Annotated in this window: 19 protein-coding genes; 11 read left to right on the top strand and 8 right to left on the bottom strand. The window is 37.0% G+C overall.

All coding sequences use genetic code 11. The features are described from left to right. Positions 1 to 64 precede the first annotated feature (64 nt). Positions 65 to 805 carry a glycosyltransferase family 2 protein gene (locus tag EGI26_RS10600; RefSeq protein ID WP_255078184.1) on the top strand — a complete coding sequence of 247 codons (741 nt, stop codon included), beginning with the start codon at positions 65 to 67 and terminating at the stop codon, positions 803 to 805. Positions 806 to 1,056: 251 nt separating this feature from the next. Here the strand turns inward: EGI26_RS10600 and EGI26_RS10595 are convergent, their stop codons facing one another. The 5 genes from EGI26_RS10595 to EGI26_RS10575 all read right to left on the bottom strand — a co-directional run bounded on the left by EGI26_RS10595 (position 1,057) and on the right by EGI26_RS10575 (position 6,636). Further along, positions 1,057 to 2,853, bottom strand: a complete 1,797-nt coding sequence (locus EGI26_RS10595; RefSeq protein WP_255078183.1) for a M56 family metallopeptidase — start codon at positions 2,851 to 2,853, stop codon at positions 1,057 to 1,059. A gap of 95 nt (positions 2,854 to 2,948) precedes the next feature. Beyond that, the gene (locus tag EGI26_RS10590; protein ID WP_255078181.1) at positions 2,949 to 3,329 is read right to left on the bottom strand and encodes a BlaI/MecI/CopY family transcriptional regulator; all 381 of its coding nucleotides are present in this window, start codon (positions 3,327 to 3,329) and stop codon (positions 2,949 to 2,951) included. A gap of 198 nt (positions 3,330 to 3,527) precedes the next feature. After that, positions 3,528 to 4,211: a LytTR family DNA-binding domain-containing protein gene (locus EGI26_RS10585; RefSeq protein WP_255078180.1), complete on the bottom strand. Its 684-nt coding sequence runs from the start codon at positions 4,209 to 4,211 to the stop codon at positions 3,528 to 3,530. Between the two features lie 25 nt (positions 4,212 to 4,236). Continuing rightward, on the bottom strand, positions 4,237 to 4,707 hold the full coding sequence (gene tnpA, locus EGI26_RS10580) for an IS200/IS605 family transposase (protein ID WP_255078178.1): 471 nt from the start codon (positions 4,705 to 4,707) through the stop codon (positions 4,237 to 4,239). Positions 4,708 to 5,055: 348 nt separating this feature from the next. Beyond that, entirely contained in the window at positions 5,056 to 6,636 is a 1,581-nt protein-coding gene (locus EGI26_RS10575) for a sensor histidine kinase (protein ID WP_255078177.1), read from the bottom strand. A 324-nt stretch (positions 6,637 to 6,960) separates the two neighbouring features. Here EGI26_RS10575 and EGI26_RS10570 point away from each other — a divergent pair, with 324 nt between their 5' ends. From EGI26_RS10570 to EGI26_RS10545, 6 genes are all read left to right on the top strand, one after another. Next, positions 6,961 to 7,260: a helix-turn-helix domain-containing protein gene (locus EGI26_RS10570; RefSeq protein ID WP_255078176.1), complete on the top strand. Its 300-nt coding sequence runs from the start codon at positions 6,961 to 6,963 to the stop codon at positions 7,258 to 7,260. A gap of 101 nt (positions 7,261 to 7,361) precedes the next feature. Continuing rightward, positions 7,362 to 8,201 carry a DNA damage-inducible protein D gene (gene dinD / locus EGI26_RS10565; protein WP_255078175.1) on the top strand — a complete coding sequence of 280 codons (840 nt, stop codon included), beginning with the start codon at positions 7,362 to 7,364 and terminating at the stop codon, positions 8,199 to 8,201. 143 nt (positions 8,202 to 8,344) lie between these two features. Next, on the top strand, positions 8,345 to 8,725 hold the full coding sequence (locus EGI26_RS10560) for a (deoxy)nucleoside triphosphate pyrophosphohydrolase (protein ID WP_255078174.1): 381 nt from the start codon (positions 8,345 to 8,347) through the stop codon (positions 8,723 to 8,725). A gap of 2 nt (positions 8,726 to 8,727) precedes the next feature. After that, positions 8,728 to 11,868 carry a DUF3427 domain-containing protein gene (locus EGI26_RS10555; protein WP_255078173.1) on the top strand — a complete coding sequence of 1,047 codons (3,141 nt, stop codon included), beginning with the start codon at positions 8,728 to 8,730 and terminating at the stop codon, positions 11,866 to 11,868. A gap of 355 nt (positions 11,869 to 12,223) precedes the next feature. Beyond that, the gene (locus EGI26_RS10550) at positions 12,224 to 13,045 is read left to right on the top strand and encodes a Bro-N domain-containing protein (RefSeq protein WP_255078172.1); all 822 of its coding nucleotides are present in this window, start codon (positions 12,224 to 12,226) and stop codon (positions 13,043 to 13,045) included. Next, a complete protein-coding gene (locus EGI26_RS10545; RefSeq protein ID WP_255078171.1) occupies positions 13,046 to 13,864 on the top strand; it encodes a mechanosensitive ion channel family protein in 819 nt (272 codons plus the stop codon). A 328-nt stretch (positions 13,865 to 14,192) separates the two neighbouring features. On the opposite strand, the gene madM is transcribed toward EGI26_RS10545, so the two are convergent. From madM to EGI26_RS10530, 3 genes are read right to left on the bottom strand one after another with little or no spacing between them, the layout of a single operon-like run. Next, a complete protein-coding gene (gene madM, locus EGI26_RS10540) occupies positions 14,193 to 14,951 on the bottom strand; it encodes a malonate transporter subunit MadM (protein ID WP_255078169.1) in 759 nt (252 codons plus the stop codon). 1 nt (position 14,952) lies between these two features. After that, positions 14,953 to 15,312 carry a malonate transporter subunit MadL gene (gene madL / locus EGI26_RS10535; RefSeq protein ID WP_255078168.1) on the bottom strand — a complete coding sequence of 120 codons (360 nt, stop codon included), beginning with the start codon at positions 15,310 to 15,312 and terminating at the stop codon, positions 14,953 to 14,955. A 2-nt stretch (positions 15,313 to 15,314) separates the two neighbouring features. Then, on the bottom strand, positions 15,315 to 16,808 hold the full coding sequence (locus EGI26_RS10530; protein ID WP_255078166.1) for an acyl-CoA synthetase: 1,494 nt from the start codon (positions 16,806 to 16,808) through the stop codon (positions 15,315 to 15,317). 164 nt (positions 16,809 to 16,972) lie between these two features. On the opposite strand from EGI26_RS10530, the gene EGI26_RS10525 reads away from it, so the two are divergent. From EGI26_RS10525 to EGI26_RS10510, 4 genes are all read left to right on the top strand, one after another. Further along, positions 16,973 to 18,034 (top strand): sensor histidine kinase, encoded by a 1,062-nt coding sequence (locus EGI26_RS10525; RefSeq protein WP_255078165.1) that lies wholly within the window; start codon positions 16,973 to 16,975, stop codon positions 18,032 to 18,034. 178 nt (positions 18,035 to 18,212) lie between these two features. Continuing rightward, positions 18,213 to 18,848, top strand: coding sequence for a response regulator transcription factor (locus tag EGI26_RS10520; RefSeq protein ID WP_255078163.1), 636 nt, complete (start codon positions 18,213 to 18,215; stop codon positions 18,846 to 18,848). 34 nt (positions 18,849 to 18,882) lie between these two features. After that, the gene (locus EGI26_RS10515; protein ID WP_255078161.1) at positions 18,883 to 19,434 is read left to right on the top strand and encodes a hypothetical protein; all 552 of its coding nucleotides are present in this window, start codon (positions 18,883 to 18,885) and stop codon (positions 19,432 to 19,434) included. Between the two features lie 725 nt (positions 19,435 to 20,159). Then, on the top strand, positions 20,160 to 21,350 hold the full coding sequence (locus EGI26_RS10510; protein WP_255078159.1) for a hypothetical protein: 1,191 nt from the start codon (positions 20,160 to 20,162) through the stop codon (positions 21,348 to 21,350). The last annotated feature ends 10 nt before the right edge of the window (positions 21,351 to 21,360 follow it).

Below are 21,360 nucleotides of genomic sequence, written 5' to 3'. Positions count from 1 at the left end.
AGGCACGCTTTTTGATTACATTTAAGCTTTAGAGATAAAATAAACAAAAATTTAAGCCAAAAGCATGTTTAATAATCTGAAGGTTGTGGTAGTTTTTCCTGCCTACAATGCATCTGCCACGATAAAAAAAACGTATGACGAAATCCCCTTTGATATAGTGGACGAAGTGGTATTGGTAGACGATGCATCAGTAGATGCCACCGTAGAAATGGCCAAACAGATAGGTATAAAACACATAGTGGCTCACCAAAGTAACAAAGGCTATGGGGGCAACCAAAAGAGCTGCTACAACAAAGCTCTGGAACTTGGAGCAGATATAGTGATAATGTTACATCCTGATTATCAGTACACTCCACTACTGATTCGTTCTATGGTGAGTATCATAGCCGAGGGACTTTATCCGGTGGTGATAGCGTCTAGAATCCTTGGAAAGGGTGCATTGAAGGGTGGTATGCCAGTTTATAAGTACATTTCTAACAGATTTTTGACTTTGGCTCAAAACATAATTATTGGGCAAAAACTCTCCGAGTATCATACAGGATATAGGGCGTTTTCGGCAAAAGTCATTCGTGATATCAACTTTATGGCCAACTCCGACGATTTCGTTTTTGACAACCAAATGCTCTGCCAGATTTTTAACAAAAACTATGAAGTGGGAGAAATCACTTGCCCTACCAAATATTTTGAAGAAGCTTCTTCAATCAATTTTTCGAGAAGTCTGAAATATGGAATCGGCTGTTTGCTGACCTCCATTCAGTATTGGCTACACCGCAAAGGGCTTACTAAAAACATCATTTTTAAATAAAAAAACTCCCCGAATTTTCATTCAGGGAGTTTCGGTCACTTCGAGACCTTCGGTCGCAATTTCATTCAGATTATCATCTGAATTTCATTGTGCTCAGTGACCACCGCTCAGTGACCATCTCTCATTGAACACAAGGTTTACTCCGTTGTCTGAGTGGGGGCTATTGAGCATGCCGAAATGAGCCGAAGACAAAAACTACAATCGTTGCCTGAGCATAGCCGAAGACAAAAGCGATTTCAATTAGTCTTAATTCACTCTTTTATAGGTGCTTTGGGCGGTGTAGGTGGAGACGGCACGTCTTTCGGTGCTACGATACTTTTTGGAGCCTTTGGAGCTTTAGGAGCCTTGGGTGAAACAACACTTTTGGGGGCCTTAGGAGCTTTTGGGGGTGTAGGCAATTTTGGCCTATCTTTCAAAATGTTCATCCTGATTTCAGCAGGCATCAAATCTATGATTTCGTCTACATTCCTGTCCAATTCCACCGAAATAGCATTCATTGGAGCGGATATTTCATCCATTTTTGCCGAAATAGCATCCATAGGTGTTGATACTTTGTCCATTTCAGAAGCGTATTCGTCCATTTGTTTGCTGTACTGCTCCATTTCTTTATCGTACTCAGCCATCTCTGCATCAAATTTCTTCGAAAAAGCATCCAAGTCCTTGTCGCCGAATTTTTTATTATTCAACTCGGTGGTATATTTTTTTGCAGCCAACTCCATTTTCTTTCCAATCACCTCCATTTTTTTGCCTATTTCTTCCATAGGTTTAGAATTTACTTCCATTTGGGAGCTAAACTTTTCCATTTCATGACTTTGCTCTTCCATAAGTTTGCTTTGGGCTTCCATTTGCTGCTGATTGACCTCCAGAGACTTCAGTCTGACATTTACTTTTTCTTGCACTTCGGGGCTAAGTTGCACCTCTTTGCCGTTATAAAAAATCTTGTTGTCTTTGATTCTAAAATCGTTTTTATTATCTTGAATCACAATAGAAGCCTCATTTTTCTTCGGCGAGATCAGAGTGTCCGCAGTTGCAGAACTCTTGGAAATGCTCGTAGAGACTGTCCTTTTTTCTTCATTTTTTTGAGCAAAAGCAAAGAACGTTACAAACAAACCCACCACTATCCAAATGCTCTCTTTGTTGAAGTTTCTTGGCGAACTGATGCCCACAATGCGTTGAACACGCTCCAATAAAGAGTAACTTTTTTTGCCAAAAGCCATGGCCAATTTGGGTGTAAAAGTGGTTTCTTGCAATTGCACCAAAGTCTTGGCCAACAATAATTTACTGCCAGAAACTTCAAGAGCTAAGTCGTCACAACAGTTTTCTCTTTCTTTCCTGATTTGAGCCGAGAGTAACCACATGGCGGGATGGAAAAAATAGATTACATCCAATACTGACTGTAAGCCATTTAACAGAAAATCGTGGCGTTTTAAGTGAGCCAGTTCATGGGCTAAAATAGTCTCCAATTGTTCCTGACTAAATCCCGAAACCAGACTGGCTGGAATAAGAATTACGGGTTTCAGAACGCCCATAATCATGGGAAGCGAAACCATTCTTGAAACCTTCACCTGCACGTTTTTTATGATGTTCATCTTCTGTTTTATATCAGACAAAATCTGAGTTAATTTCTCATCAAACTGATTTTGGGGGCTATTTTTCAGCTGATTTACCCACAAATATCCAAGAATTAACCTCGAAAAAAGTATGGCACATCCCAACACCCATATGCCCACCACAAGCGGTAGATTGGTTTGGAGAAAGCTCAACATAACTTGGACACTACTAAGCATTTTAGGAGCCAAAGCCACACCACCAAAAGTTTTTGCTGAGGAAGAAAACTCACTGATAATAAAGAAAGTAATACCGCTGGCCATAAATTGCAGCAGCAACAAAGACATACCAGACCAATATCGGGTATTCGCTTTTTTGGTAAAGATTACTACCAAAAAGTAAACCAACGTAATGGCCAAAATCTGCCATAAAGAGTGCACCAAAGTCCAGCCAAGTGTCTTGGCCAAGGGATTTGAAAAGAATTCTGTGATGTTTTTCATAAATTTTTTTGAATTACTCCCCCTCTTGGCTTCGGCTCCGCTCAGCCAACGGGGAAGGATTGTTTAATTTTTTAAAATAGCTTTTTCATAAATTGTTATTTGTCTTTTTCGAGTTGTTTGATGAGTTTTTTGAGTTCGGATAGTTCTTCTTCCGAGGCGTGATGATTGCCGAGAGCCTGCATCACCAAGCTCATGGCATTTCCTTGGAAGGTGGAATCTATGAAACGATTCAATAGCGATTTTTGGGTGTCTTCCTCCCCTATTTTTGCTTCAAAAATATGCTGTTTGCCATCGGCGTTTTTCGACACAAGGCCTTTCTCAAACATAATTTGCATGATTTTCAAAGTAGTCGTGTAGCCAGTATCCTTGGTTTTGTTGATTTCCTCGTTTACTTGCTTCACCGTGGCACGGCCCATTTGCCACAATACTTTGAGTACTTCAAGCTCCGACTCTGTTGGTTTTTGGAAAGTTTCCATCTATCTACGAATTGTTTCGTACAAATGTAATACGAAAAGATTCGTACTTCCAAATTTTTTCTACGAAATTTTTCGTAGGTCTTCGATTCTTTACCACAAAGAGCACAAAGGGATTGCACAAAGCACACAATGCTAGACGTTTATCGAATTCTTTGTGAAACTCTGAGATAAACTCTGTGTATCTCTGTAGTAAAAAAATCAAAGCCCTAAAACCCCTCGAATCTCCAAAAGTTTTTCCTCATACGAAGACCCCACGGGTATTTCTTTACCCAAAATCCAAACAGAGTTACGGCTAATTTTCTCGATTTTTGACATTGAAATAAGGTAAGAACGATGAATTCTGACGAATTTATCGGTAGGCAGTTGGCCCAGAGCATCCGAAATACTCTGTCTCGAAAGCAGTTTTCGGTTATTTAGTACGTAAGTCATGTAATTTCCTTCAGCTTCTATATAGTGGATTTCGTCCAACAGCACCTTCTCTTCTTCATAGCCCGTTTTTAAGAAAATATAGCCCGGCTCGCCAACCTTCTTCATATCCAGGGCTTTGTTGCAGGCTTTTGTAAATCTGGCCAGAGAGAAAGGTTTCAGAAGGTAGTCAATAGCATCGAGCTCAAAGCCTTTTACGGCATACTCGGAGTAGGCAGTGGTGAAAATCACCATCGGGCATTTGGGTAGTATATTCACAAACTCTATCCCCGAGATATCTGGCATGTTGATGTCCAAAAAAAGCAAGTCTATCTTATTGTTTTGCAGATAGGGAATCGCCTCAAAACAATTGGTAAAAGTAGCTTCCAAACTCAAAAAAGGCACTTTTTCGGAGAGCATTTTCACCACCTCCAATGCGTGTGGTTCGTCGTCGATGGCGATGGTTTTTAGGGTCATTTCAAATCAATTAAAAATAATGGCATCAATTTTCTTTATCATACCATTCAAATAAATATTTCTCATTGTACTCAATTCTAAATTTTTCTAAAAATTCTAAATATTCTTGTTTGAAAGTCTTCTTTTTATGGTGTTGTTCCTGATTTAATATATACTGATAAACATTGTCTATATGTGAATGAGAATAAGAGAATGAACCAAAACCTTCCTGCCAATTAAATTTACCTTTCACCCATCCATTTTCATTCACATATTTTGAAGAATTGTTTTTTATATCCCTAACCAGATCTGAGATGGCCATGGCTGGTTTTAGTCCAACAAAACAATGTACATGGTCAGCAACACCATTTACAATTATTGACTTTTGGCCTTTTCCAGTAATAATTCCTGAGATGTATTTGTGTAATTCATCTCTCCATTCTCTATTAATTAAATTTTCACGGCCTTTAACAGCAAAAACTATTTGGATGTATAATTGTGAGTAAGTACCGGGCATATTTTAGAAAATTTTTAAAAATGCGTTTGGAATTAGGTTTGAAATGGAAATTAATAAAATTCTTGAATATTAGCACACCTTCCGTTTATTTTTAAATGCAATTTGGTCCCGTATTTTCTAAAACAATTTCACCCCTTCGGGGTTTTTATAATGTTATTTGCTACCTGTTTTCTATAATAATATCACCCCTTCGGGGTTTTACATTTACGAACCAAAACCCCGAAGGGGTGAAACTATTATAACATCTCAATACACAATGGAACAATAACCCAGAAGGGGTGAAACTATTATAACAGCATAACACACCAAAGAACAATAACCCCGAAGGGGTGAAACTATTATAACACCTCAGTACACACCCAACACCAAGCTCACAAAATAATCATGATCCGTGGCCTGAATCTCCAGCTTGTGGCGGTTGGGATAAATCAATTCCAAGCGTTTCTTCACATTTTCTAATCCGATTCCGTGGCTATTATCATCAAGACTTTCGTCAGATTTTTGGTGGATGCTGTTGTGCACCTTGAAATACAAATGCTGTGCGTCATGCGTCAGCGTGATGTATATCCACGACGACGACCTGAAACTGATGCCATGCTTAAAGGCATTCTCAATAAACGGATTTAGCAACATCGGAGCTATAAAAATCTCACGGTCAGCATTTTGTATATTCACCTCTATCTTGATATCCTGATTCTCGTCTATCCGCATCCGTTGAATATCTATAAAATTATTGAGATACTCTATCTCCTTGCCCAGCGGTATGCGGTCTTGGTGGTTTTCGTGGAGCATAAACCGCATCATGTCGCCCAGTTTTTGTATGCCATCAGAAGTTTGAGCGGCGTTTTCTCTCAGCGACACCGAATACAGCGTGTTCAAGGCATTAAATAAAAAATGTGGATTAATCTGCGATCTCAGGTTGCCCAACTCGGCCGTTTTTTGGCTGATTTGCGTCTTCAGTTGTGTCTTTTCTTTCGTAAAAACCTTTCTTAAAAAAGCCAACACCACAGCCGCAATAATAAAAACCATAAACATCGTCACCATCCACTCGGCATGCCAGCCAAACGGCACCGGCTGAAACGAATGCCAACCAATAAACAGAATACAATACATGCCAAACGTACCCACCAACAGTGTCAGCCCAAACTTTAATAGCCCAGTTTTGAACGCCACCGATCGGTAATCCCTGTAATTGGGCAAAACCTCCAGATAGAAGAAATTCTGAGCAAAAAACACCGTAAACGCCCCAATGGCCATCATCGAGAGTTCTTTAACTGCACCATACCAATAATCTTTGCGAGGCAGATTGGCAAAAAAAGCCAGAAAAAGCAACAAAACCACCATAGAAGCCACCAGAATATGGCCTATAAAACCACCCTCCTGCTCCTCTTTGAGTTTGGCCTCCACATAATAATACAGCTGAGCAAAAAGCTCATAAAATACCAAAATTATCACCACCGCAATGCTGTCGGTCAGCAAAAACAGCTTCCGAAATTCCGAAAACACTCTGATGCCGACTATTACCTCCGGGTCGTTGGAACTCATGGCCCGGTAGTACAGCCTGAAATAATTATGTACAAAAACACTCCCCAACACCAACAGCACCGTCACCACCGTATACACCAGTGTACTTACTGACGACTCCGCCGCCCGCAGCTTAGGAAACAGCCCTACATGAAACACCGCCCACGCCACAAAAAACAAAAAACCACCGCCAGCTATCGGAAACATGGCGTTCCAAAAATGCGAGTAATGGTCTAGCTCACGCCAAATAAGCCACATCACATTGCTCGGTACCCTGGGTTGCAGGCCATAGATAAAATTATCAAACCAGCTGGCCTCCTGAAACAACCGCCTGACCACATAAATGGCGAAACAAACAAAAACCAACAAAACCTCTAACCGACGACCCTTCAAAATTTTCTGCATAGTATTTTTCATTTTACCGCCAAGTTGCTAGAACGCAAAGAGGCTTTTGCTCTCCTTGTGTCCGTAGCCGCCTAAGCTTTTTCATAATTGTAGCCCAAAAGTAGGAACCCCACCCAAGCCAAATGAAAAAATGTTGTGAAAGCCACCAAAAAAGTGACCAAAAACCATAAACCCCAAACTTAGGGCAGCCACGCCGCCTACGTCAGGCGTGCCGGGCTATCACTCCTACTCCTCGCGGCTACGCCAGCTGTGGGGTATCCGTTACTATCCCTGCTGCGGGGATTGGTGGGTGAAGAAATATTCTGCTAAAATTTGTAGAAAAACATGGCCCAGATAATACCAGAACGCATTGTTACTTATCGGATGTTGACTCATAGACTACAAACTCCCTTTATTACACCAAATATGGACATTAAGCAAAAAATAGGAAAACGGATTGCTCACTTGAGAAATCTAAAGGGCCTTACCCAAGAAGGTCTTGGCTACGAATCTGAGATTCACAGAACCTACATAGCAGCAGTAGAAACTGGCAAAAGGAATATTTCTGTGGAAGCATTAGAAAAAGTAATCAAAGGTTTAGGAGTAACATTTTCAGAATTTTTTAAAGATGGAGTTGATGACTAAGACGTTATATCATATTGATTTATTTGCTGGTATGGGCGGACTTCCCGAGGGGTTTATAAGAACTGTTTTTCTAGAGATTACCTACAAAACACAATTTTAACATGGAAAAAACAACCATAATAAACTTAAATAAGCGATTTGAAGAATATGCATACCAACAAGATGGTATTGAATATTGGTTAGCTCGTGAATTGCAAGAGTTACTAGGTTACACTGATTGGCGGAATTTCTTAAATGCAATAACCAAAGCAAAAGAAAGTTGCAAAACCACCAATGAAGCAGTTTCAGATCATTTTGTTGACGTCAACAAAACGATACCAATGCCCAAAGGAGCAAGCAAAATTGTAGAAGATTTCATGCTTACCCGATATGCATGTTACCTAATTGCCCAAAACGGTGACCCCAAAAAAGAACAGGTAGCATTTGCTCAAAGTTATTTTGCCATTCAAACCCGCAAGCAAGAATTATTAGAAGAGCGTATCCAATTGATGGAACGCTTGCAGGCACGAGAAAAATTGGCAGCCACCGAAACCGAACTTTCCAAAAACATTTTTGAAAGAGGTGTAGACAATAAAGGCTTTGCCAATATTCGCAGCCGAGGCGATTGGGCTTTGTTTGGCGGAAATAACACCAGCGAAATGAAACGCAAATTAGGAATTAAAGAAAATAGACCTTTAGCAGATTTCTTACCAACCATCACTATTACAGCGAAACAATTAGCCACCGAAATCACCAATTTTAATGTTAAGAAAAATGACCTTAAAGGTGAAAGTAACATTACCCACGAACATGTTAAAAACAACCAAGACATAAGAAAACTGCTAGGCAAAAGTGGTATAAAGCCCGAAGAACTACCTGCCGAAGAAGATATTAAAAAGCTAGAACGCAGGGTGAAAACCATGGACAAAGAAATAGCAAAGAAAAACTTGAAAGGTATGTAGGTACTTTAATGTCAATTTCATTAAGCTCATAAATTTAAAATGGAAAAGAACAAAAATTTATTTATGTCAATATGGATTTATAAAACAGAAGACGAATCAGTTTTTGTCTTGGAAGTAGACTTATTATTATCAAAAATTTATCCATGACAACTGTTGTTTGTGCTGTAATAATTAAAGAAAATAGAATTTTAGTTACTCAGAGAAGCCTAAAAATGGCATTGCCTTTAAAATGGGAGTTTCCTGGCGGAAAACTAGAACAAAACGAAGATGAGATTTCTTGTATTAAGAGAGAAATTAAAGAAGAATTAAATATAGAGATAGTAATTTTAAAACGATTAATCCCAGTAACACACAAATATCCGAATATCGAAATTAATTTAATTCCATATGTTGTTCAATATCAATCTGGAGAATTAAAACTAAATGAACATATTAACTATAAGCTACTTAAGACAAATGAATTAAATTCGCTTGATTGGGCAGAAGCTGATATTCCAATTTTAAAACAAATAACACACATATAAATATGCTAGAAGGTATATACGAAGAGCTGGTTACAAAACTTGTTAATCATAAAATTAATGACCTTGACAAAACCTGTTTTCAAATAAAGAAAACAGAAATTGATAAAATCGAAGCCGCCCAATTACTTTCAACTCATATTGGCAAATCAGTAAGACATGCTTTAACACTCATAAAAGGAGATGATATTCTTGATAATCAAATAGATATCGCAAATAAAATAATTCGGTTTCTGAAAGATGAGTTTAAAAAAGAAGACTTTGAGGAAGATTTAATCGAAACAGAGGGAAAAATACTAAAGGCTGTTTTTTCTAAAATTGATTCTCATTTTACAGATTTAGATTTACACCTTAAGGAAATAACACCCTACACTCGATTAATACATAGTGAACTTTTTACTGGTGGGAATTCCGCGACATCACTTGAAAGTGAATTACGAAAAGAAATTTTATCTTCCAATAAAATAGATTTACTTGTTTCATTCATAAAATGGCAAGGAATAAGGATTTTGGAAAAAGAACTTGTTGAGTTTACTAAAAGAGGCGGAAAGTTGAGGGTTATAACAACAACCTATGTTGGTGCCACTGATTCAAAAGCTATAGAGTTTTTATCTTCACTTGAAAATACCGAAATTAAAATATCCTACAATACTGGAAATGAAAGATTACATGCCAAGGCTTATTTGTTTATAAGAAACTCTGGATTTCACACTGGCTATATTGGTTCTTCAAACTTTTCTCGTTCAGCTTTAACTGATGGCCTAGAATGGAATTTAAAGATAACTACAAATGAAGTAGGTCACATAATTGATAAGTTTAGAAAAACATTTGAATCATATTGGCAAAATTCTGAATTTGAAACTTTTGACAAAAATATTCATGTTGAAAAACTTAAATCAGCACTAAAACAAGGGAAGTTTTCTAAAGAATATACAAATTCTGCAGCTTATTTTGATTTAAAACCTTTCCCGTATCAAAATGAAATTTTGGAAAAACTTGATGTTGAAAGGAATATTCATAATAGATTCAGAAATCTAATAGTTGCAGCTACAGGAACAGGAAAAACTGTAATATCAGCTTTTGATTACAAAAACTTCAAGTCAAAGAATATATCTTCAAAATTACTTTTCGTTGCCCATCGAAAAGAAATTCTTCAACAAGCAATGGCAACATTTCAAGGGGTTTTGAAAGACAATAATTTTGGTCAGCTTTGGGTAGATGGAATTGAACCGACTAGCAATGAATTTGTTTTTGCCTCTGTTCAAACTTTAAATAATCGGTTAAAAAACTTAAATGTTAAGCCAGATTATTACGATTACATAATTATTGATGAGGTTCATCATATTGCTGCAAATACTTATAGACCAATAATTAATTATTTTCTACCAAAAATACTTTTAGGATTAACTGCAACTCCCGAAAGAATGGATAACGAAGATATTTTAGAGGATTTCTGCCATAAAATTGCTGCCGAAATTAGATTACCAGAGGCATTGAACAAAAAATTGCTTTCTCCATTTCAATATTTCGGAATAACAGATAGTGTTGATTTAACTAATGTAAAATGGGAAAGGGGAAAATATTCGGTAAGTGAGTTAAATAATATTTATACGAAGAATAATATTAGAATTAATCAAATAATAAATAGTTTAGATAAATATACTTTAGACCTAAATGATTTAAGAGCAATTGGGTTTTGTGTTTCTGTAGAACATGCAATATTTATGGCTGAAAAATTTAATTTAGCTGGACTAAAGTCAAGATATTTAACAAGTATAAATAGCAATGAGAGAGATAGTATTCGAGAAGATTTTAAAAATAAAAACTTCAATTATCTATTTGTGGTCGATATTTTTAATGAAGGAGTAGATATTCCCGAAATTGATACTGTATTATTTTTAAGGCCAACAGAAAGTTTAACAGTTTTTCTTCAACAACTAGGTCGAGGATTACGATTAGCCGAAGGTAAAGATTGTTTAACAGTACTTGATTTTGTGGGAAATTCAAGGCCAGAATACGATTTTGAAAGCAAATTCAGAGCATTAATAGGCAAAACTAAAACCTCTGTTCAGAAAGAGATCGAAGATGGTTTCCCTCATCTCCCTTTGGGTTGTTCAATAGTACTTGAGAAAAGAGCAAAAGAAACCATATTAGACAATATCAAAAGAGCCACAACACTCAATGTTAATCAATTGATTACTAAAATCAGAAACTATAAACATCAAACAACGCTTCCATTATCTTTAAAAAACTTTATTGAATTTAATAATATCCCTATTGAGATAATTTATAAAAAGGATAATTGGTCACGCTTATGTCAAAAAGCTGGAATTATTGAAGATTTTAATTCAAAAAATGAAAAAGAAATTTCTTCAGCAATCTCTAACAAATGGGTTTCTGTAAAGTCTTTAAGTTACTTTAATTTCATTTTAAAACTCGCTAAAATTGATTTCAACTTAAAAAATAGAGATTTTTCAAGTGCTGAAAAAATAATGCTTTTAATGTTACACTACGATGTTTGGCAAAAACAAGGAGGTTTCAATTCTCTGGAAGATAGCATTCAAGAAATTGGAAAGAACAAAGTTTTGGTAAAAGAAATTGTTGAATTTTTGGAAATTCAAATTGATAAAATTGACTTTATTGAGTCTGAAATAACATTGCCTTTTGTTCAACCACTAAAACTTCATTCTAGATATACTAGAGATCAAATATTAGTAGCTTTTGGATTAAGTACATTCGAAAAAAAGTCTTCAAATAGAGAAGGATGTGCGGAGAATAAAGCCTTAAACACAGAAATATTATTTATAGACCTAATAAAATCGGAAGAAGACTTTTCTCCAACTACAATGTACGATGATTATGCTATTAGTGAAACGTTATTTCATTGGCAGAGTCAAAATGCTTCTAAGCCAGAAATCGGCAGAGGCTTATCATATATTACTCAAAAAGAAACTAATAAAAAGATACTATTATTCGTAAGAGAAAAAGCAAAAGATGAATTTGGAAATACAATGGGATATGTATTTATAGGTGAAGGCAACTTAAAAGAATACGAAGGTTCGAAACCGATGAGTATTAAATGGGAATTGAATGAACCAATTCCGAATTATCTATGGAAAGATTCTGCTAAGTTATCAGTTGGATAATGTTTCTATTTTTTAAGTGATAAACCAATAAATTGCATCAAATTTCAAACACAAACATGCCAAACCTAGAAAAATATCTACAAACTATCATTGATAACGTGATAGCCTATTAGACAAAACTTGAGACGAAAATCTTTGATTCCAATTAAACTTTGATAGGAATACAGAAATTCGGTTTTCCCCAACAGATCACGAAATCACCAATTTTGTAAAATTCTTACAGCTATAAATTTGAATTTTCTGTTATCAATATAATATAAATGGCCCCTTTCATTCAAAATTCCCAAAATCCTTAGCAATCAGAATCCACTTTTAGCCATTATCTTCACATTACAATCACACCAAAAAACATCCAATGAAAGACTTAAAACTATTTGAAAGCAAGAAAATACGCTCCAGCTGGGATGCTGAGCAAGAAAAATGGTATTTTTCTATAGTAGACGTTATAGATACTTTGACGGAAAGTGTTGACCCAAATTCTTATTGGAGAAAACTAAAACAAAGACTTAAATTAGAAGGAAATGAAACCGTGACAAATTGTCACGGGTTGAAAATGCTTGCACCTGATGGTAAAATGAGAGTTACTGACGTAGCTGATACCGAGCAGCTTTTCCGTTTGATTCAGTCGATACCTTCGCCAAAAGCTGAGCCATTTAAGCAATGGCTGGCCAAAGTGGGTTATGAACGAATAGAAGAAAGCCAAGATCCAGAAAAAAGTATAGATAGAGCTATGGAAAATTACCAAAAGCTTGGTTATAGCACTGCTTGGATAAATCAAAGGCTGAAAAGTATTGAGGTCAGAAAAGAACTTACTGACGAATGGGAGAACAGAGGCGTAAAGCAAGGGCAAGAATTTGCTACTTTGACCGATATTATTACTCAAGCCTGGAGTGGAAAAACTGTAAAGCAATACAAGGAATTTAAAAACCTTAAAAAAGAGAATCTGAGAGATAACATGACCAATCTTGAATTGGTGCTTAACATGCTGGCAGAAGCCACCACCACAGAAATAAGTAAAGAAACTAATCCAGAAACGTTCTCAGACAACGTTAAAGTTGCAAAAAAAGGTGGCCAAATAGCCGGAAACACCAGAAAAGAAATAGAACAACAAACTGGTAAAAAAATAGTGAGCAAAGTAAATGCGAAAATTTTGAAAGAACCAAAGAAGCTAAATTAAATGCCAAACCTAGAAAAATACCTGCAAGTCATATTAGACAACATCATAGCCTACGCACCGAAATTGGTGGGGGCAATAGCGATTTTGATTATTGGATTTTGGGCTGCCAACAGGCTTGAGAAAGTTGTTATAGAACGCCTAAAACACTCCAATTTCTCTCCTGAAATCACTTCTTTTTTGGGGTCAATGTTTGGCATTGCTTTCAAGATAGCGGTGTTGCTGATGGCCGCAGGCATTGCTGGTTTTGATACTTCGGCATTGGTGGGTATGTTGGCGGCAGCCGGTTTTGCGGTGGGTTTGGCTCTTCAAGGTGGCTTGGGCAATTTCGCTTCGGGTATATTGATACTTATCTTTAAACCCTACAAAGTGGGCGACTGGATTGACATCAATGGAAAGTTTGGCAAAGTGGAGGAGATTCAGATATTCAACACACTATTGATTTCTCCAGGACTAAAAACCCTTATTATTCCCAACGGTCAGGTAACCTCCAATGTCGTCACGAATTATTCTAAAAAGGGACATATCCGCTTGGATATTCTGGTGCATATTCCTTACGAAGAGAGTTTTCCGAGGGCGAAAACGATTATTGAGGATATTTTAGAAAAAATGCCGAGTGTGTTGAAACAACCCGAGCCACAAATCGGTATAGAGAGTTTTGATAATTTTTCAGTTCAAATTAGCATAAAACCTTACGTACATCCCGACCTTTATTGGGATGTCACTTACGATATTCGGGCCAAAGTAAAGGCCGCATTTAGCCAAAACGACATCCAAGTCATGTACCCTGACAGTGTAAAACTCGGCAAAATTGGGGACTGATTGATAGTTTTTTTAACTATTTGAAAAAATAAATACAAATGGTTCTTTATAACAGCCAGCACTGTTTGAACACAATCAAAATTTTCTTTCGAGAACCAATATTTCATAAACAACTGATTTAGAAAATTTTGAGTGTGTGAGTTTGTGGACGGTCGGCCGCAGCCGTGCAGTTTTTTTTGGTGGAACGCCACTCCGATTCGTTTTTTCTCGAACGGTGCGACGACTCGCAAAAATGAAGGCCCAGCCGGCAGGCGACACAAAGAATAGATTTCAGTAGTGCTATTAAAACCGAAATTTTAGAGAAACAAATTTCCTCGAATACCAATAATCACAAAACCCAACCCAACATCAAATAAAACAAAGAAGGACAAAGCAAACAACCCAAACCCGTGTAAAAGGTGGCCGTAACAGCTCCATAAGGCACTAAAGCGGGATCTGTGGCAGCCAAACCTGCCGAAACGCCTGAGTTGGTACCCATCAATCCACCAAAAGCCATGGCCGCTGCTGGGTTGGTTAGTCCGACTCTTTTGGCCAAAAGTGGTGTAAGAATAGTCACCAAAATGGCTTTTAAAACACCAATAGCGATACTCAAGGCAATGATGTCGGAACTTGCTCCTAAGGCAGCACCCGTCACTGGCCCAACTATATAGGTGCAAGAACCCGCACCTATGGTACAGAGACTTGCCGCATCCCTAACGCCCCATATCAAAGCCAAAGCTACCCCGAAAACAAAGAAAAAAACAATGCCGAACAACAAAGAAACCAAGCCCAGCCAACCAGCTTTTTTCATGGTGAGGTAGCTTGCACCCATAGCCGTGGCCACAATCGTGAAATCCCTGAACATGCTACCACCAAATGTACCGACTCCTTTGAACACAACAATATCTGCCAAGCCTTTTTCTCCACCAGTAAAAACGCCCCCAAAATATGCCAAAATCAAACCTGCCAATATGGCAATGGCGGAACCAGGCAGATAACCTCTAAGTACTTTTTTGGAGAAAACTTCAGAAAGAAAAGCAATAATGCCAATCACCAAAAAACCCACAACGAGTCCGTTTTTATCAATAAAATTGTTGAATATCTCCATGTCAGTTTTTAGCACTTAGTTTTATCAAATAGGGCAAAGTAAAAAATGCGGCTATAACCGGCACTGCTCCTACTATTAAAGCCAAAAAACCACTCGAAACAGCCACTTTTACATTTTGAGACGCCGACATGGCTATGATAACGGGGATGTACATTTTGTTCCAAAAATCTACACCTCTTTCAAATTCTGTATCCAACCAACCTCTTTTCTGAAGCCATTCTTTACAAAGCAAAAGTATAATCATGGCAAAACCTACCCCTCCTACATTTGCTTTAACTCCAAGAAATTCACCAAGATATTCGCCACAAAGCTGACCTGTGAGATAAGAAAATGCCAATATCGCCACTCCGTAAATAATCATAATCAAATATTTTTAAAGAGTTCTTTTACATCGTTTTTGGTGACTTTACCCATGGCATTTCTTGGCAATTCGTCCACCACTAAATACTTACGTGGTGTTTTGTAGGCGGGCATCATGCTACGCATCCATTCGTTGAGTTGTTTCAAATCCAAGGCCTTGTTGCGAACTACCACGCTGGCTACCACCAATTCGCCCCACTCTTCATCAGGAATGCCTACTACCGCACAGTCATCCAGTTGTGGATGTTTTCTCAAAACTTCTTCTATTTCTAGAGCCGATATTTTATACCCACCCGATTTAATAATATCTACAGAATCACGGCCTAGAATACGATAATAGCCGTTTTCAACAACCGCCACATCACCCGTTTTAAACCAACCATCTTCAGTGAAAGCCTTTTCAGTAGCCTCTGTCTTTCCCCAATATTCTTTAAAAACATTGGCACCTTTTATCTGTATTTCGCCTGGAATTTCTTCTTTTTCAATAGTACCATTTTCGTCAATCAGCCTCACAGCAACGCCAGCAAGCGGCTTGCCGATATAGCCAGCTTTTCGCTCTCCGTCATAAGGATTGCTGATACCCATGCCGATTTCGGTCATACCGTAGCGTTCTAACAAAGTATGACCAGATATTTCCTGCCATTTTTCCATAACAGAAACTGGCAAAGCAGCCGAACCTGAAACCATCAGCCTGAATTTCTTGAGATTTTCGGTTATTTCAGCTTTCTCAGTTTCTGGTAAATTATCCCAATAAGTAATGAGTTTAAAATAGATAGTTGGCACCGCCATAAAGACGTTGATTTTGCCCAAAGCGAATGCTCCAAAGACTTTTTCTGGACTAAATCCATCTAAAAACTCGACTGTAGCACCCGCCCACAAAGCACAAGAAATGACATTGATAATGCCATGCACGTGGTGCAGCGGCAACACGCAGACAGTATGATCAGCAGACGTCCATTGCCAAGCAGACACCAAAGTACTTATTTGTGCTTCGAGATTGTCATGTGTCGTAACTACCCCTTTTGGAAGACTCGTCGTACCACTGGTGTAGAGAATTAAGGCGTTGCGGTCGGTGGAAATCTCTGGCAAAACCGATTCAGCCACATTTTTTGGCGAAAAATTAGAAGTTTTATAAAAAATGAAGGTCTTTGGATGAACCAATGGCTGCAAAATATCCACATATTCAGGCCCCGAAATCACGATTTCGGCAGCTGTATCTTCTATTACATACTTTAATGAAGGCAATGGATAAGTAATACACAGCGGCACTGCCACGCCACCCGCTCGCCAAATACCCCATTGAAAAGCCACATATTCAAAACCTGGTGAAACCATGAAGGCCACTCGTTTTTGGTGCAAATCCTTCTCCCCATTGAGGAGTTTGATAGCTATTTGGGCTGATTTTTCTAGGAGATTTTCGAAAGCAAAACTTTCACCATTAGATATAATTGCAGTTTTTGCTAAATACTGATTGGCGTTTTGAATGATTTGGAGCATTAAAAATTAGGTTCGGTAATTATTGCAAGTTAAAGGTAAAAGCCAACATCCAAAAGTGTTTAGAAAATATTTAAAACAATTCTTCACTTAAATGAAAGCTCAAGCCTTTGGAATTTAATACTTTATAATCTAACTTCCATGCACCATAATTAACCTTATTATAAATGAAGCGGATTCTTAGCACAATTTTACTGAGTTTTTGGACTGTTGCTAGCTTTGCCCAACTTAAGATTAAGCAAATATTGGTTGATGGCAAAGTGGTCAACATGAAACAAAAAATAGTGCTTTCACCGACCAACAATGACTTACTTTTTGAATTTGAAAAGCCAAACACAACGGCTAGCATTTTCTATTACAGACTCCCCAAACTTTCAGAAAAATGGACACAAAGCTTCTATCCATCAGCTCATTACCAGAATCTTTCTGGAGGAAAATATACTTTTCAAATTTTTGAACAAAGCCCAAACCACAAATCCAGAACAGAGACCCTAACATTTGAAGTAAAAGAAGCCTTTTGGCAAAAGTCTTGGTTTTGGCCGTCTATTATAATCTATGCTTTGATGGTGCTGGGCATTGGCATTTACTTGTTTTCCTTGTACGATTTTCGCCAAAAACTCAAAATGCAATACGTCAGAAACCAGATTGCCTCCGACCTCCACGACGAAGTGGGCTCCAATCTCAACTCCATAGCCATTTTTGTGGAGCTTTTGAAAAAGAAAATGCCCCATGCCCCACCAGAGCTGATGTCGCTTTTAGGCAAAATAACCGACAACTCCGAAGAGACCGTTTCTCTAATGCGTGACACCGTGTGGGCCATCAATCCTGACAACGACTCCACCGAAAAGTTGCTTGAAAAAATGGAGTCTTTTGGCATAGAAATGCTAAGTTCTAAGGGCGTGGCCTTTGATTTTGAAAACTTGTTAGATATCAAAAAGAGCCATTTCCCGATGGAACAACGGCGGAATATCTATCTGATATTTAAGGAGGCCATCAACAACATCGCCAAACACGCTGAGGCCACCAAAGTCACTTGCAGGCTCTTCTCCGAAAATGGGAATAATTACATAGAAATAACCGACAATGGTCACGGTTTTGACCCAGAAGAAACCTTTGAAGGCAACGGATTGAAAAACTTTAAGTTTAGAAGCGAAGACGATGACATAAGAGTTATTATACATTCAGAAATAAACAAAGGCACAAAAGTGCGGATTGAGATATTTGAGTAACTTTAAAGAGATTGTCTGGTAAAATAAAACGACCGTTTAATAAAAAAACCTGCCTTGAAAGTTTATTCTATTTACTTTTAGTCAAGCATCGGTTCTCACCAATATTGGGGATTTTGAGCCGACAGAAAGTAGCATAATTTTACAAAAAATTATATCGGCCTTTTAACAAACAAGAAGAATGATAAGTGTGTTGCTTTTTGAAGACAATAAAAACCTCCGCGAGAGTCTTTCTCTCTATTTGGCGAGTACAGATGGCCTTTGGCTATCAGGAGCGTATGCCGATGCCACCGATGCTGTAAAACTCGTAAAAAAATATAAGCCCGACGTAGTGCTGATGGATATTCAAATGCCGCATTTGTCGGGCATTGAAGCCTTGATCGCCATTAAAACCAACAACAAAGAAACGAAGGTGTTGATGCAGACTGTGTTTGAAGACAACGACAAGATTTTTGCGGCAATATGTGCAGGAGCAAACGGCTACATACTCAAAAACCCTAAGCCAGAAACCTACGTGCAGGCTGTGAAAGACGTATTCAACGGTGGTTCGCACCTAAGCCCTGTAGTAGCCACCAAGGTACTGAGAATGTTCCAAAACCAGTTTGCCGAAGCAGAAAAAACATACATCCAGCTGACCAAACGTGAGCAAGAAGTGCTAAAATGCATGGTAAAAGGCATGAGTTACAAAATGATCGCCGATTCCTGCGACATCAGCTTTAACACGGTACACAGTCACGTAAAAAACATATACGAAAAACTACACGTCAATTCAGCTTCAGAGGCCGTGGTGAAGGCTTTGGAGTGGCGGTTGGTGTGAGGTGGAGGAATTGGAATATCAAATATTAATAATAATGACAATAACAGAAAATGCACTAAGTGTAATAGAAGACTTAAATTTTAGGCCTCTAATTTTAACTAAAACTCAGGTTTCAGCGATTCTTGCAATCCCAAACTTCAAAGAGATTTGTTTCTATTTGACAAAAGAAGACCGAGGGCTAAGGAATCAAGAGAAGGGTGTTTTCACTCTAAGATATGGAATTATAGATACCACTAATCGTCTAGTTTTTTTTGACGGAATACCAATTGGAAGAGGGTTTAATCTAAATAACTTTCACAATTCAAATGAAAAATTTGAGGTTACATTTAGCACTGCAGGAACTCCATTTGCAAGAGGCACTTCAAATAGTTCAAATTCTGGTGTCGTTATCTTGAACTCTAATCCACGTGAGTATTTTTTAACTGAACTTAGTGTAAACCTTAATGCAGCCGCTGTAAATACAATGGCAGGATTTTTTGTTACTAAAAACCTTTCAGGAAACTATGAAGTTCATGTTGCAATATTAGCCACGGATTTTGGAGTTGGCGGAGGTCCTGGTTCTACTAACACAAAACCTGGCCCTTGAAACTATGGAATTAGAGTTTTGGAGAAATGCATATAGCATCTTCATGGATTTGGTAAACATATCATTGTATCTATGTTTTGGATATGCTAGTTTTTTTGCGACAAAATTGGATAAAAGATTCAATAAAGTGTATTTCTATCTACTTGGGAGTATTTTATTTGAACTAACCTCCATCTGCATACTAAAAATAAATGACGAGGCTATTTACTTTAAATATGTGGATTTTATATTCGGATTTTTTGAACTAGCATTTCTTTATTGGTTTATCTTTCTTTCTTTCAGATTTAGCTCAATTATTCCCAAAATTATTTTGGTGAATATTTTTTTAATGGTTGTTTTTTTAATTTTTCAAACATTTAAAAATAAAGATTTTACATCAGAAATCTTCAATGCATTTACATCTACTCTTCATATTTTCTTAATTCTAATTTGTCTTTACGAGCTGACTTTGAAATTTCCAAATAAAGGTTTATTCAAATCTCCAGTAAGTTTAATTTTAATTCCTTTCTTAATAGCATATGCAATGCTAATTATCGTTTTTTTCTTATTACAAGATGTTATTAGCTATTCAAGAATTATAGCAAATCAAATGTTGATTTTCAAACATATAATAAGTATTCTATTTTATATCACTATCACTTATGGGCTTAAAAAAAGTTTATCAAAAAACTAGTTTAGTATTGATATTTTGCACGATTTCAATCACTCTCATGTCTCAAAAAAATATGGAAATTAAAGGAAAATGGAAAGCTCAAAACTATGGGAATTCTTGCTGGGCGGCATCATTAAGTAACCTAACGAGAGTTAATTGGGAAAGTTCAAATGTGCTTCCTGAAAGTTTTTTTTACAATAAATTCACTGCGGGAATATCCCCCAGAAACATTGAGCCAATATTCAAGGACAGTATTTTTTCAAAAACTTTTAATTATAATTCTGTTCATAATAAAATATTAAGCTTTGAGAGTATAAAGCAAAACTTTAATGTTTCATTCCCAAGACCAATGATTTACAGCTATGGATATGATGATGGGAACGGTGGTCATTTTGTTAATATAATAGGAACTAGGCAAATTAATACAACTAGCCAAGCTCATAATAATTGGCTTTTAATTTTCGACCCAAAACCTGATAGTTTGGGAAATAGATATTTGAAAAATTATATTTCATATCGAATGGTTGAGGAAGCCCAATACCCCCTTCAAGGCACATATTATAATATTGTAAAAAAAGAACTAAAAAGAGCTAAACAAATTACAACTGATGCTTTTCTAAATAATGAGAGTCCCATAAAAGGATTAATCAATGGCACATTGTTAGCAAGTGTTGATTCTATATTAAGAAACCCCGGATTAAAAGATTTTATTGGAGAAGGTAATATTAGTTACACAGAACTTTTTTCAATACCAATAATAAAAAATGAACAGCAAATCGTTAGGAATGATACTTCGACAACTCAAACCTCACATATTACTGTAGAAACAGTAAATTCAATACTTTTTTTCCCGATTTGTAATGGTGTAATCAAAGGTGGTGCAATAGTTCAAGAATTAGGCAATAATAGATACTTAATAGATAGAGTTGAAGACATTGGGCATTTTGATATTTTAAAAAGTATAATTATCAGTAAAATAAAATCAACCCAAAATTTTGGACAAAACAACAAGTATCACAAAATGGATTCATTCGAAATATTGGATTTTAACAATGGGAAAGCTATTCTAAATGACATTTCAGACCGGAATAGTAAAGGTTATGACCTTTTTCAACTAAAAAAAGAAAACATTCAAAGTTCATTATCATTCAATCAACAAATTATTCCTCTTTCATTTCCTCTAGATATAGACATACTGAAGAATTGGAAATTCAACAACTTTGATAACGAAAATAGCTTTAATAAAATCCTGAAACGAAATTAAATTAGCCTCC

Origin of the sequence: Lacihabitans sp. CCS-44 (assembly GCF_024343735.1) — a bacterium.
In the GTDB taxonomy this organism is placed as follows: Bacteria; Bacteroidota; Bacteroidia; order Cytophagales; family Spirosomataceae; genus Leadbetterella.
Note: the sequence above shows the minus strand (reverse complement) of the source record. Positions and strands in the feature narration are given on the sequence as shown.